The organism is Streptomyces gobitricini (assembly GCF_039532985.1).
GTDB classification, from domain to species: Bacteria; Actinomycetota; Actinomycetes; order Streptomycetales; family Streptomycetaceae; genus Streptomyces; species Streptomyces gobitricini.
In genome coordinates this window covers 297,572-311,211 of record NZ_BAAASR010000015.1, presented here as the reverse complement: position 1 = coordinate 311,211, position 13,640 = coordinate 297,572, and the positions used below count along the sequence as shown (strand labels likewise).

Below are 13,640 nucleotides of genomic sequence, written 5' to 3'. Positions count from 1 at the left end.
GCCCTCCTCTCTCCCCGTACCTCCCGCGACCGCGACCGCGGCCACGACCACTGGCCACGACCACGACCGGGCCGTGGTCGTGGCCGCACGGCACGGCGGGGGCCGGTGAGACGCCCATCGGCGAGGGCGGCTCCGCCCGGGACAGCGCCCAGCGCGAGTGGGCCCACTCCCGCCGCCACGGGCGGGCGGGTTCAGGCGGGGCAGATCCGGGGCGGCAGGCCCTGGTACATGCCCCGGCGCTCGCTCTCGTCGAGGTCGCGGCCCACGACCTCGCACACGTGCCTCTTCCAGAGCGCGGGGTCGAGACGGAAGATGTTCGTGTTGCTCATGCGCCCCAACCGGAGCAGCACCTTCCCGCCCCTGGCCACGCCCAAGAAGGTGTGTTCCTCGTCGAAGTCGTAAAACTCGCTGCGGCTCAGGTCCGTCAACCGCAGGAAGCGCACGGACGCCCCGTTGGCCAAGTAGAAGTCGGAGCTGTCTCCGACGAAACCCGCCTGGTACAGGCCGTGCGACTTCAACGGCCCTATCGGGCCGACGATACGCTCCGGTTCGCCCTTCCCGGGACGGCGCGGCAGCTTCCACAGCTCGAGCATCTCGCCCTTCGTCTTCGTCACCGCGTACCGTTGGCCGTTGTCGAGTGTGGCGTTGACGATGTCCGCACCGAAGCGCAGACGGAGCTCCCGGTTCTCACGGCCCGTGCGCAAGTCGACGGCGTAGAGCGTCGGGTCGCCCTTGATCATGATCTGCACGTGACCCGGTTCTGGGTGCCTGCTCAGGAAGAAGGGCGGGGGACTCTTCCTGGTGAGCCGGAGGTCGTTCACGTCCAGAGGCTCCGACAGGCGCTCGCCCTTGCGGGCGTTCCAGCGCTCGATACGGGTGCCGGAGACCGTCACGAGCTCGTCGTCGGCGAGGAAGGTGAACTCCACCGTATCCTCCGGTTCCCCCGACCCGTCGACGGGCGGCATGACCGTGGTGACCTCCGCGACCAGGCGCAGGGAGGGGAGTTCCCGGATGGCGACCCTGTCGTGGCCGACGAGGTCGGCCACGAGTGTCTCGGCGCGGTTGACGACGAGGTTACGGGACTCCTCCGGAGCCGTCGCCATGTCCCTCTTCGCGGATGCGAGAACCCTCAGCCTGCCGGTCGGATCGCGCGGGCTCTCGCTGGAGTCGAAGACGACCAGCCGCTCGCCGCGACTGCCCAGGTGGGCCAGCATGCGGTCGCCGCCGTCGAGCAGCACCGGAGCACTGTCGACCGTGAGGTAGTCGACCTCGATCCGGTGACCGGTCACCGATGTCTCGTCCCAGGTGACCATCGTCGGCGAGCGCGGATCTCCGATGAGGGGCAGGTCGGAGATGAGCGTGGTTCTGGGCCCGAAGAAGGGCTTCACCTTCTGACCGGGCCGGCTGTCGACCAGGTGCCAGCCACCCAGCTCGGACACCGCGTACTGCTCACCCGTCGCGCTGATCGCTATGTCGTTGCAGCCCGCTTTGGCCTCGTAGCGGTGCAGCTCGCGACCGTCCGCCACCCGGATGAGGCGGTAGACCGACTCGCTCGCCGTGGCTCCCCGTGCGCAGACGGCGAGCGCGGCCCCGTCGGCCGACAACCCCAGGTGCGCGACCCGCGACTCCGTGTGCGCCCGGTCCGCCAGTGTGCGCGTCCGCCCCGTGCGGGTGTCGACCGCCACCATCGAGGCCTCCTCAGGAGTCCGTCCGGGCCGCTGGGCCACGACCGTGTTCCCGTCCGGGCCGAACCACACCCTCTCGACGTCAGGCCCGGCCACGGGCACCTCCCGCCGCTCACGCTTCTCCAGGTCCCACAGCCACAACCGCCGGTCGTCCTTCCCGGCCACGTGGACCGCGGCCACCCGGCTGCCGTCGGGCGAGAGGGACGCGATGCCGACCGGGCCGCTGAACATGGACGAGGGAGGGGCGAGGGTCGCCCCGCGGATCGTCTCGGCCCCGCCCAGCAGGCCCTTCACGTCCGTCGCTCCACGGCGCACGTCGCGCCAGGAGAGCGAGCCGTCCGCCAGGTAGGCGATCCGCCGGCCGTCCTCGCTGACCATCGGGGCGGTGGCCGCCGCCGGCAGCCGCAGTGGCACGCGCCGGACCTTGCCGCCGGTGCGGACGAAGAGCGTCGCGCTACCCTTCTCGGTCGTCACCAGGGTCACGCCGCCGTCCGCGCTCATCGCGACCGCTTCGATCTCCCCCTCGGCGCCGGTCAGCACCCACTGGGCGTCCTTGAACCGGTCGTACCCGCGCATCAGGGCACTGCGGGCCTCCTGGGTCGGCGCGATGTCGTACGCCGCCACGGCGGCCAGCGCCGCCTGCCCCGGGTCCGTGGCCGCCATCTCCTCGGAGAGGATGGCCAGCGACCGTGACCCCGACTCCGCCTCCCGCTGCTGGTTGACCTCGGACTGCTGGACGAGGAAGGTACCGAGCCCCGCGATCAGCGCGAACACCAGTGCCACCGCCGTCCACGCGGCCCGCAGCCGGTTCCGGCGCGCGCGGTGCCGCTGTCGCGCGAGGGCGAGGAAGGCCCGCTCGTCCTCCGTCAGTTCCTCTTCCCGGTCGGCCGACCACCGCTCCACCGCCGCGAGCTGGGACGGACCGGGAAGAAGGTCGGGGGACCTGCCGCCGCGTTCCCAGCGCTCGCGGTCGTGACCCAGTTCCGCCCGGCCGGCCAGGAACGTGCCGTCGGCCGTCACCTGCCGCCGGAGTGCGGGCCAGGCGGTGATGAGTGCCTCGTGGGCCAGTTCGGCGGTCTCGGGCTCCTTCTCGCCTCCGCGCAGGACGAGCAGACGCCGCCCGGCGAACGACTGGGCGATCCTCCACCGGGTCTCGCCGGCCTCGTCACGGGTGAGACGGCGGCGCAGCGGGGTCTCGCTGCCGGGAAGCACCCGGACGAGGCCGGTGAGCAACCGCAGTGCCTCGGCTTCCACGGCCTTCCGTCCGCCGACGCACTCCTGCCAGGCTCGTTCGGCGTGGAGTTCCAGCGCTCCGGCGACGCCGCCCATCTCTTCGTACGCCGTCGCCCGCAGCCGCCCGCCGGCCCGCTGTTCCCACAGCTGCTCCAGGACGAACCCCAGGAGCGGCAGGACCCCGGCCTCGCCGCCCGCGTCGTCCAGGATGCGCCGGTCGAGGCCGGTGTCGTACGCCACTGCCGGGACGCGCTCCAGCGGCCTGAGGACCACCTGGCGGAGTTGTTCCCGGGACATGGGGGTCAGCGGGAGGGTCGCTCCGCCGTGTAGCGCGGGACCGAGCCGGGGGTGGCGCAGGACCGCGTCGACGAAGTCGGCCCGGAGGGTGGCCAGCACCCGCAGGCCGGCCGCAGGACGCTCGGGGAAGAGCAGGTCGACGGCTTGTGCGACCTCGGCGTCGGTGCGGTCCAGGAGCGCTTCGGCCTGGTCGAGGACGACGAGGAGCCTGGCGGAGGCCGAACCGCGGACGCGGTGGAACGTGTCCGTGAGGTCCTTCGCCGCGAGCCACCTCTCGATGGTGTCGGCGTCGTCCACCCGCGGCGGCAGCCCGTACCGCCCCGTCCGGACGGCTTCGTACAGTTCGGTGGCGAGCGCGGAGCGCGGGGAGGACACCTGCCCGGCGTTCACCACCAGGACGTCGTACCCCGCCCGTCGCATCCGGGGTACCACTCCGGCCAGTGCCAGCGACGACTTGCCCGAACCCGAAGGACCGTACAGGGTGACGGTCCGGTCGTCGCCGTGCAGGACGCGGACCACCTCGTCGGCATCGGCGTCCCGGCCGAAGAAGACGTCCGCGTCGTCCTCCCGGAAGGTGGCCAGTCCCCGGAAGGGACCGGCCGGGAGGATGACCGGGGCGAGCTGGTCCAGCTCCCTCAGTATGGTCCTGGTGCGCAGGACGAACGCCTGCTGGCCCTCCCGCTCGGGCTGGGCAGCCACCACCAGGCCGACGGCCGCCCCGATCTCGTTGTCCCAGACGGGGCTGCCGCTGAAACCCCTCCTGATGTGCGCGGTCTGCCCGTCGGCGCGGGACAGCTGCACCCAGCCCTCGCTCGTGCTCCCGGCCAGCTTCCCCCGGAACCAGATCTCGCCCGGTTCGCCACCGGTGAAGCCCACGGCCCGCGCCCCGTGTTCCCAGACGCTCTCGGGATCGGCCATGGGCAGGGGGTGGACACCGGGTACGGCGTCCCGCAGCCGCAGCACGGCCATGTCACCGGTACGGTCCGCCCTGGTGGGGACCCAGTGCTCGACCTCCCCGGTCCGGCTCGGCGGCCCGGCGTGGCCGTCCGGGCGGTCGGCCAGGGGGAACTCGACCGTGACCTCGGTCCCGGCCGGCACCGTCTCGTGCCGTGGCCGGCCCAGGGCGTCCGACACCACATGCGCGCAGGTCAGCACCAGGTCGGGAGCGATGAGTGCGCCCGCACCGGCGACCTCGCCGTTCCGTCCCGCGATCCGCGCGACCGTCGAGGCCAGGATCTCGTCCGCGCTGTGCCGTTCCGCCCCCGTCACCGGCGACCTCCGCGTTCCGTGGTGAGCCCGTCCGGTCACGTTCCCTGCGGATTATCGCCAGCCGCGTCGCGTGCGTCACTCCTGTTCCAGGTCAAACTGACGGTGAAATTCGCCGCCGTCGCGGTACTGGCGATGACGACGTCCGCCTGGGCGGACAGGGACACGCCGAACTCCAGCGTGATCTCGTCCGGCGCGTTCGCCAGCCCGCTGAACCGGTTGACGAAGCTCTCGGCCACCGGCCGTACGGTGTCCAGCATCTGGCCGAAGGTCCGCTCGGCCCGTACGACGGACCGCTCCCCCCGGCCCACCCGGACGAGATCCTCCTCCTGCTCCCGTATCTGGACACGGATCGTTTCGTCGCTGCCGTCGCCCAGGGGCACTTCGACGTGGACAAGGCGTTCACTCATGGCGTCCTCCAACAGCCGGGGGCTGGCGATCATAACGAAGTCACCTCGGGGACAGGGCAGTTGCCGGAGCCGGAGTGGCGAAACGACCGGTTCCGCAGGCCCGTGCCGGGCCCGGCCTGGCCGGGATGGCGCGCGGTGACCCCCGCTGCCGGACCGTTCACGCCACCGGCGCTCCTCCTCCGGTGCGGGCCCGGACCCCCGGTCCGGTGGTGCCGGGCGCCCCGGAGCCCGGCCGTGCGACGGCCGGTAGAGTCTTGTGCGACACGAAGGTCCTGCTCAGGCTCAGGGGGTGGCGCGTGAAGCGTCCGACGATGGCGGACATCGCGCGTCGCGCGGGCGTCTCCAAGGTCGCCGTGTCCTACGCCCTCAACGACCAGCCCGGAGTGTCCGAGGAGACCAGGGCGTCCATCAAGGCCATCGCGGAAGAGCTCGGGTGGCGCCCCAACAACGCCGCCAGGGTGCTCGGCGGGGCACGGGCCCGGGCGGTCGGGCTGGTCGTGCGCAGGCCGGCCCGCACGCTGGGCGTCGAGCAGTTCTTCATGGAGTTCGTCAGCGGCATCGAGAGCGTCCTCTCCGGGCGGTCGTACGCGCTGATGCTGCAGATGGTCGAGACCCATCAGCAGGAGAGCGCGGTCCACCGGCGCTGGTGGGGCGAAGGCCGGGTGGACGGGGTCTTCCTGGTGGACCTGCACTCGTCGGACACGCGCGTACGCGCCGTCGAGGAGATGGGGCTGCCGGCCGTGGTCGTCGGACCGCCGGAGACCTCCGGCTCCCTGCCCTCGGTGTGGTCCGACGACGGCGAGAGCGTGCGGGAGATCGTGCGTTACCTGGCCACGCTCGGCCATCGGCGCGTCGCCCGGGTGGCCGGCCCCGCCGAGCTGGCCCACACCGCCGAGCGCGACGCCGTGATGCTCGACGCCTGCCGCGAGGCGGGCCTGCCACGGCCGGCCGTCGTCCACACCGACTACACGGGCGACGAAGGGGCTCGGGCGGCACGCCGCCTGCTCATCGGGCCCGACCGCCCCACCGCGATGGTCTTCGACAACGACATCATGGCGGTGGCGGCCCTCTCGGTGGCCCAGGAGCTGCGTCTCGACGTCCCCGGCGACCTCTCCATCGTGGCCTGGGACGAGTCGCCCCTCACCCAGGTCGTCCGCCCCGCACTCTCCGCCGTGTCCCGCGACATCCCCGCCTACGGGGCCCACGCGGCCGAGGCGCTGCTCGCACTCGTCGCGGGCGACCGGGTCACCGATGTGCGCGAGGGCTACGCCCGCCTCGTGCCGCGGGGCAGCACCTCCCCACCGCGTACTCCCTGAACCGGCCACGGCCGGGGCGGTCGCCCTCCACGGAAACGCCCCCGGGCGCCCCCTACTTGGTGGCGCCCCGTGCGAACCCGTTGTAGATCCATCGCTGGAGCAGCAGGAACACGACCAGGGTGGGGAGGATCACGAGGATCGCGCCCGCCGAGATGGCCTCCCAGTGCGCTCCGAAAGGTCCCTTGAAGCGGAACAGGGCGGTGGAGATGGTGCCGAGGTCCTCCGAGTGCAGGTACAGGAACGGGATGTAGAAGTCGTTGTAGGTGGTGATCCCCTTGATGATCACCACGGTCGCGACGGCCGGCTTGAGCAGGGGAAGGATGATCTTCCGGTAGATGGTGAAGGCGTTGGCGCCGTCGAGCCGGGCCGCCTCGTCCAGCGACGCGGGAATGCCCCGGATGAACTGCAGGAAGATGTAGACGGAGACGATGTCCGTCCCCATGTAGAGCAGGATGGGCGCCCAGCGGGTGTCGACCAGCTCGAAGCCGTTGATCAGCTGGAAGGTCGCGACCTGCGTGGTCACGCCCGGTACGAGCGTCGCGACCAGGAACAGGGCCATGACGAGTTTCTTGGCGCGGAACTCGAACCGGTCGATCGCGTACGCCGTCATCGAGCCGATGAGCACGGTGCCGCCGATCGAGAAGAACAGGATGAACGCGGTGTTGCCGAAGGCGGTCAGCATGTGGCCGTCGGTGAAGGCGGTGACGTAGTTGCCCACGTTGAGCCAGTTGCCGGGCAGCGAGAGCGCGCTGCCGTCGGAGACCTCCTGGGACGTCTTGAGGGACGTCAGGAAGACGACGGCCAGGGGCAGCAGGACCACCAGTGTGGCGATCAGCAGCGACAGGTAGGTCAGGGCGGTCCCGACGGGGAAGCGGCGCCGGGCGGAGCGCGGGGCGGAGGAACCGGCCGGTGCGGCGGGGGCGGCCGCGGCGGAGGAACCGGCTGAAGCGGCGGTCAGGTCGGGGGTCATACGAGGTCCACCTTGTCGTCGGGCACGAGGCGGCGCTGGATCCAGGTGACCAGGAGGATGATCGCGAGCAGCACCACGGCGGCGGCCGAGGCCAGGCCGGTCTTGTTGAACTGGAAGGCGAGCTTGACCGTCTGGATCACGAAGGTCGACGTCCCGGTCGCCCCGCCGGTCATGATGTAGGGGATCTCGAACACCGACAGGGAGCCCGAGATCGCCAGGATGACGCTGAGGCTGAGCACCGGTTTGATGCTCGGGGCGATGATGTGCCGGAACCGCTGCCACTTCCCGGCGCCGTCCAGCTCGGCCGCTTCGTGGAGCTCGCCCGGGATGGACTGGATCGCGCCGAGGAAGAGCACGAAGTTCAGCCCGGTGAAGCGCCAGACGGAGACGCCGGCGAGCGAGACGTTGGCCGAGGTGGGGTCACCGAGCCAGGCGTGGTCGCTCCGCACGCCGAGCCAGGAGAGCACCGAGTCGAGTGTGCCGCCGTCCTGGAAGAAGTAGAGGAAGACGAAGCCGATGGCGACACCGTTGATGAGGTAGGGGAAGAAGAGGATGCCCTTGAAGAAGTCGCGGAACCGGAGGTTGAAACTGAGGACCGTCGCGAAGTACAGGGCGACGGCTATCTGGAAGATGGACGCGGCCAGGTAATAGCCGCTGACGAAGAAGACCCGGAAGAGTTCGGGACGGGTGAGGATCTGTACGTAGTTGTCGACGCCGGTGGGGTTCCGGTCGGGGCTGACGCCGTCCCAGTCGGTGAAGCTGTAGGAGACCATGCTCACCACCGGGACGTAGGTGAACGTGATCAGCAGCGTGAGCGGCGCCGCCAGGAACAGCCACGGTGTGATCCGCCGGAGGGGGGAGTGGCGCCAGGAACGCCCCCGTGGTGTCCGGCCACCGGGGTGCTGCTTCGCCCCGCGCCCCGTCCGGCGGACCCTTCGGGCCGGACGCTGCGGGCCGGCCGGGGTGGCCCGGGGTGCGGTGTCGGTCGTCTCGGTCATGTCGGCCTTTCGTGTCCGCGGGAGCGGGAGGACGTGGGCCCGACGGGGTCGTACGCCGCCGGGGCCCGTGGCCGCCGGGTCAGGAGCCGGCGGTCCTGGCAGCCTCGTTCCACCTCTTGTCCAGGTCGTCGAAGTAGTCCTGGAGGGTGCCCTGCTGGGCTCCACGCGCGATGTCGATCAGCTTCTGCCGGTAGTCGGGCTTGTTGAGACCCAGCTCGGCGGCGTTGTCGATCGCGTTCACCGTGCCCGTCTCCGCCTCGGACCGCTCAACGAAGGTGACATCGTTGTCAACGAATTCCTTGAGCGTGGCCGGCATGGGTGCCGACTTCAGTGCCGGAACCGCTCCCTCCGTCGCCGGGTAGCCGGACTTCCCCGTGAACCAGTCGATCCAGGCGCGGGCCGCCGGCTTGTTCCCGGAGTGAATGCTGACCGCCTGCTGGTAGTCGGAGACGAGCGTGGCGCAGAACTTCCCGTCCCGCTGGGCGGGGAAGGGCAGGAAACCGATGTCGTCCGGGGAACCGCCGGCCTCCTGTGCCGCCTCCCGCATCTGCGTGATCGCCCAGGAGCCCAGCATCATCGCGCCGATCTTCCCCTTGCCGAGAAGATTCTTGGAGGTCTCCCAGTTGGTGGTGGACGGGTCCTTCTCCGACAGTCCCCGCTTCACGATGTCGTGCAGCAGCGCATCGATCGTGTGGAGTTCGCCGCCCGCCTTCCAGGGCGAGACGGGGCCCGACAGCTTGTCGGTGGCCTTCGCGTCACAGGTCACCGACCCGATGTTGGAACTCCACTGCACGAGAGGCCAGCCGTCCTTGAAGTTCGTGTAGTAGGGCACGGCCCCCGTCTTGTCCGCGACCGTCTCCAGGGCGGCGGTGAACTCCTGGGGCGTCTTCGGCCACTGCGTGACGCCGGCCTTCTTCCACAGTGCCTTGTTGTGGACGAAGCCATTGGCGGTGCCGAACTGGGCGATGCCGTAGACCTTGCCGCCGACCTCGGTCTTGTCGCTGAAGCGGTACAGGCGCGACAGCTCCGCTTTGGTCCCGAGGGGGGCGAAGAACTTCGGGTAGTCGTTCTTGGCGACCACCGCGGGAATCATCAGCACGTCGCCGTACGCCTTGGTGTTCATGCGGATCTTGACCTCCCCCTCGTAATCGGTGATGCCTTCGAAGGTCACCTTCACCCGTGGGTAGATCTTGTTGAACTCCGCCGTGTAGCGCTTCATCGCGCCGTTCTGGACGAGGTCGGTGCGGTGTGTGAGGACCTTGATCTCGCCCGACACGCCGCCGGGGTCGGTGGGCGCGGCCGCCGTCTCGCCGGGGGTGCCGCCTCCACCGCCGCACCCCGCCACGGTCAGCATCGTGACAGTGAGAAGCGCGCCCGTGAGCGTTTTGGTCTTCCCCATGTGCCCAACTCCTTCAGGGTTACGGCTCAGGTCTACGGGTGGGATGTCGGCACTATGTCAGCCGGAAGTGAACCGGTAAAGTAGTAGTTTTCGGCGCGATGCCCAATCGTTACCGGCATCTTCGTTCCGGACCCCAAGTGGGTTGTGTCCGGGCGCTTTTCACGTGCAGGGCGTAACGGAATCGAGCTTTACCGGTTCATGGACACCGGGGAATGCGCCGGTTAGGTTGGCCCGCGTCGCACACGCACCCCACCCGCCAGGCGATTGGAGCCGCACACCATGAAGGACGTCACCCAGCTGATCGACGGCTGGAGTCTGCGCCACGACGAAACGCTGCTCCCGGCACGCGTTCCCGGCTGCGTTCACACCGACCTGCTGGCCGCCGGGGTCATACCGGATCCGTACCTCGGGCGGAACGAGACCGAAGTCGCGTGGGTCGGCGGGCGCACCTGGTCGTACGTCACGGACCTGGTCCACGACAGCGCGCACGAGCGGACCGACCTCGTCTTCGACGGCCTGGACACGGCCGCCACGATCACCCTCGCCGGCGAAGCCCTGGGGAAGACCCGCAACATGCACCGCGGCTACCGCTTCGACGTCACGGGCCGCACCGGAGCCCTGGAGGTGCGCTTCACCTCCGCGTACGAGGAGGCCGCCGCCGTCCGCGCCCTGACCGGCGAGCGGCCGAACGTCTACCCCGAGCCATTCCAGTACATCCGCAAGATGGCCTGCGGTTTCGGATGGGACTGGGGACCGACCGTCGTGACCGCCGGTATGTGGCGCCCCGTGCGGCTCGAGCACTGGTCGACGGCGCGGATCGACCGGGTCCGCCCCCTGGTCACGGTCGAAGGCGGGACGGGCCATGTGGAGGTACGGCTCGAGGTGCGGCGCTCGGAGCGCGGCTCCGGGCGGCCGCTCACCGCCCGCGCCACCGTGCGGGGCCCCGGGGCCGGGGCGGGAGCCACGGCCGAGGTCTCGTTCACCGGCGAGGAGGCCGTGCTGCGCCTGAAGGTCGGCGAACCCCGGCTGTGGTGGCCGCGCGGCCACGGCGACCAGCCGCTGTACGGCCTCGACGTGACGCTGCTCGACGGCGGGGCCGCGCTCGACGCCTGGCGACGGCGGATCGGGTTCCGGACCGTCGGGATCGACCGGTCGGCCGACGCGCACGGCACCGGATTCACCTTCGTCGTCAACGGTGTGCGGATCTTCGCCCGCGGCGTCAACTGGATCCCGGACGACGTCCTGCCCTCCCGCGTCACCCCGGAGCGGTACCGGGCGCGGCTGGCCCAGGCGGTGGAGGCGAACGTCGACCTGGTACGGGTGTGGGGCGGCGGCATCTACGAGGACGACGCCTTCTACGACGCCTGCGACGAACTCGGCCTGATGGTCTGGCAGGACTTCCTCTTCGCCTGCGCCGCCTATCCGGAGGAGCAGCCGCTGCGGGGAGAGATCGAGGCGGAGGCGCGCGACAACGTTGTCCGTCTCATGCCGCACCCGAGCCTGGTGCTGTGGAACGGCAACAACGAGAACCTGTGGGGCTTCCGGGACTGGGACTGGGAGCCCGCCCTCGCGGGTGACTCCTGGGGCGAGGGCTACTACCTCGGGCTCCTCCCGCGGATCGTCGCCGAACTCGACCCCACCCGCCCCTACACGGCGGGCAGCCCCTGGTCGGGCTCCTGGGACCACCACCCCAACGACACCCGGCACGGCACCCACCACTCCTGGGAGGTGTGGAACCGGCAGGACTACGCCGAGTACCGGTCGAGTGTGCCCCGGTTCGTGGCGGAGTTCGGCTGGCAGGCGCCGCCCGCCCTGGCGACACTCCGACGTGCCCTGCCCGGAGAGGACCTCGCCCCCGACTCGCCGGGAATGCTGCACCACCAGAAGGCCGAGGACGGCAACGGGAAGCTGAACCGGGGCATCGCACGCCACTTCGATCTCCCCGAGGGCGACTTCGACCGCTGGCACTACCTGGCCCAGGTCGTCCAGGCCCGCGCCGTCGGGTCGGGCATCGAGCACTGGCGGGCGCACTGGCCGCTGTGCGCGGGCACGGTCGTCTGGCAGCTCAACGACTGCTGGCCGGTCAGCTCGTGGGCCGCCGTCGACGGTGACGGCCGCCTCAAGCCGCTCCACCACGAGCTGCGCCGGGTGTACGCCGACCGTCTGCTGACCCTCCTGCCGGGCAGGAGCGAGGATGACGGCCCGGAGCTCGCCGTCGACAACCAGTCCGCCGACCCCTGGCGTACCGCCGTGACCCTGCGGCTGCTCGACGCGGACGGCGGAGTGGTCCGGGAGGCCGTCGTCGAGGTGGCGGCCGAGCCGCGGTCGGTGGCCCGGACGGCACTCCCGCCGGAGCTCCGCCCCACGCCGGGGTCGCCCAAGGAGTTCCTGGTCGCCGACGCGGACGGCCTGCGCGCGGTCCACTTCCCGGTACCGGACAAGGAGTTCGCCTACCCACGGGCGCGGTACGACGTCCGCACGGAGCCCGTGCCCGGGCGGACCGGCGCCGTCGATGTCGTGGTCACGGCGCGCACCCTGGTCAGAGACCTCCTGTTGCAGGCCGACCGGCTCGCGCCCCAGGCGGTCGCGGACAGCGGGCTGCGGACCCTGCTCCCGGGTGAGGAAGCCCGTATCCGGGTGACCGGCTGCGGCGACGTGCGGGTCGCGGCGGTCCGCGCCGCGCTGTTCAGCGCGGACCCGGCGTGAACCAGGCTTCCCCACGCGTCACCATCAACGACGTCGCCGCACGGGCGGGCGTCTCCAAGGGCGCCGTCTCCATGGCGTTCAACAACCGGCCAGGGGTCTCCCAGGCCACCCGGCGGCGGATCTTCGAGGTCGCTTCCGAGCTCGGGTGGTCCCCGCACCAGACCGCGCGCAGCCTGTCCAGCCGGCGGGTGGACATCGTGGGTCTGGCGATCTGCCGTCCGGCGAGGCTGCTCGGCCTGGAGCCCTTCTACATGGAGTTCATCTCCGGCATCGAAAGCGTCCTGGCGGAGCGCTCCTGCTCCCTCCTGCTCCGCCTGGTACGTGATCTGCGCGAGGAGATCACGCTGTACGAGGGGTGGTGGCGCGGCAAGATGATCGGTGGCGCGATCCTCGTCGACTTCCACGACGACGATCCCCGCGTGCCCGCGCTGAGGGCCATCCGCCTGCCCGCGGTCGCGGTGGGCCACCCGTCGCTGACGGGTGGTTTCCCTTCCGTGTGGACGGACGACGCGACGGCCGTGGCCGAGGCGGTGCGCTACCTGGCGGCGCTGGGGCACCGGCGTATCGCCCGGGTGGGAGGTCCGGCCGGACTCGGGCACAGCGGCATCCGCAGGGCGGCGTTCGAAGCGGCGATGGCCGAACTCGGCCTGGGCGGCCGCCGGCAGGTGGCCACCGGCTTCGCCGGGGAGGAGGGCGCCCGGGCGACCCATGGCCTGCTGCTGACACCGGACCGGCCTACGGCGATCGTGTACGACAACGACATCATGGCCGTCGCGGGCGCGGCGGTGGCCGCCGAGATGGGGCTGACCGTGCCCGACGACGTATCGCTGCTCGCCTGGGACGACTCCCAGTTGTGCCGGCTGACCCATCCGCCGCTGTCGGCGATGAGCCACGACGTCCACCAGTTCGGCGGGGAGGTCGCCCGCGCCCTGTTCGGGGTGATCGACGGTTCGTGTGGTGAGTCGCTGCGGGTACCGACGCCGTCGCTGACGCCACGGGGGTCCACCGGGCCGCCCCGGCGGTAGCGGGCTCACCGCCCGGGGCCGTGCCTCGTCACCCGGAGGCACGGCCCTGTCCGTCGAGGAACGGCCCCTCCGGCCGAGGAGCCGCCCCTCCCGGTGGGGGGCCGCCCCGCCCGCGGAGGGGGCACCCTGCTCGCGGAGGGGGCACCCTGCTCGCCGGTGCACGTCCTGCCTCCGGTTCTTCGTGCGGTGCCGGCCGTGCGGTGCCGGCCGTGCGGTGCCGCGACGGTGCCGGCCGTGCGGTGCCCGCGACGGTGCCGGGGCGGGGGCCGGCCGGGGCGGGCGGGTGGTTCGGGGCGCCGCGCCGACGGGGCAGGCACCGACGGGGCAGGCACCGA

Annotated in this window: 8 protein-coding genes; 3 read left to right on the top strand and 5 right to left on the bottom strand. The window is 71.3% G+C overall.

The window, feature by feature from the left end; genetic code table 11:
• Nucleotides 1-191: 191 nt before the first annotated feature.
• Together ABD347_RS13885 and ABD347_RS13880 are read right to left on the bottom strand one after the other, a co-directional pair.
• A complete protein-coding gene (locus ABD347_RS13885; protein WP_344360659.1) occupies nucleotides 192-4,484 on the bottom strand; it encodes an nSTAND1 domain-containing NTPase in 4,293 nt (1,430 codons plus the stop codon).
• 35 nt (nucleotides 4,485-4,519) lie between these two features.
• Nucleotides 4,520-4,891 (bottom strand): CU044_2847 family protein, encoded by a 372-nt coding sequence (locus ABD347_RS13880; protein ID WP_344360656.1) that lies wholly within the window; start codon nucleotides 4,889-4,891, stop codon nucleotides 4,520-4,522.
• Nucleotides 4,892-5,187: 296 nt separating this feature from the next.
• On the opposite strand from ABD347_RS13880, the gene ABD347_RS13875 reads away from it, so the two are divergent.
• Nucleotides 5,188-6,207 carry a LacI family DNA-binding transcriptional regulator gene (locus ABD347_RS13875; RefSeq protein ID WP_344360653.1) on the top strand — a complete coding sequence of 340 codons (1,020 nt, stop codon included), beginning with the start codon at nucleotides 5,188-5,190 and terminating at the stop codon, nucleotides 6,205-6,207.
• A 52-nt stretch (nucleotides 6,208-6,259) separates the two neighbouring features.
• On the opposite strand, the gene ABD347_RS13870 is transcribed toward ABD347_RS13875, so the two are convergent.
• From ABD347_RS13870 to ABD347_RS13860, 3 genes are all read right to left on the bottom strand, one after another.
• Nucleotides 6,260-7,177, bottom strand: coding sequence for a carbohydrate ABC transporter permease (locus ABD347_RS13870; RefSeq protein ID WP_344360651.1), 918 nt, complete (start codon nucleotides 7,175-7,177; stop codon nucleotides 6,260-6,262).
• Nucleotides 7,174-8,175 (bottom strand): carbohydrate ABC transporter permease, encoded by a 1,002-nt coding sequence (locus ABD347_RS13865; protein WP_344360648.1) that lies wholly within the window; start codon nucleotides 8,173-8,175, stop codon nucleotides 7,174-7,176. The genes ABD347_RS13870 and ABD347_RS13865 overlap by 4 nt, the downstream gene beginning before the upstream one ends.
• 79 nt (nucleotides 8,176-8,254) lie before the next feature.
• Entirely contained in the window at nucleotides 8,255-9,574 is a 1,320-nt protein-coding gene (locus ABD347_RS13860; RefSeq protein WP_344360645.1) for an ABC transporter substrate-binding protein, read from the bottom strand.
• Nucleotides 9,575-9,853: 279 nt separating this feature from the next.
• Here ABD347_RS13860 and ABD347_RS13855 point away from each other — a divergent pair, with 279 nt between their 5' ends.
• On the top strand, nucleotides 9,854-12,280 hold the full coding sequence (locus tag ABD347_RS13855; RefSeq protein ID WP_344360643.1) for a glycoside hydrolase family 2 protein: 2,427 nt from the start codon (nucleotides 9,854-9,856) through the stop codon (nucleotides 12,278-12,280).
• On the top strand, nucleotides 12,277-13,305 hold the full coding sequence (locus ABD347_RS13850; protein WP_344360641.1) for a LacI family DNA-binding transcriptional regulator: 1,029 nt from the start codon (nucleotides 12,277-12,279) through the stop codon (nucleotides 13,303-13,305). The genes ABD347_RS13855 and ABD347_RS13850 overlap by 4 nt, the downstream gene beginning before the upstream one ends.
• Nucleotides 13,306-13,640: the final 335 nt, after the last annotated feature.

What these genes read in the sequence shown, in the direction of transcription:
- ABD347_RS13880 (WP_344360656.1), bottom strand. Translation starts at nt 4,891, where the DNA reads ATGAGTGAACGCCTTGTCCACGTCGAAGTGCCCCTGGGCGACGGCAGC.
- ABD347_RS13865 (WP_344360648.1), bottom strand. Translation starts at nt 8,175, where the DNA reads ATGACCGAGACGACCGACACCGCACCCCGGGCCACCCCGGCCGGCCCG.
- ABD347_RS13855 (WP_344360643.1), top strand. Translation starts at nt 9,854, where the DNA reads ATGAAGGACGTCACCCAGCTGATCGACGGCTGGAGTCTGCGCCACGAC.
- ABD347_RS13860 (WP_344360645.1), bottom strand. Translation starts at nt 9,574, where the DNA reads ATGGGGAAGACCAAAACGCTCACGGGCGCGCTTCTCACTGTCACGATG.
- ABD347_RS13870 (WP_344360651.1), bottom strand. Translation starts at nt 7,177, where the DNA reads ATGACCCCCGACCTGACCGCCGCTTCAGCCGGTTCCTCCGCCGCGGCC.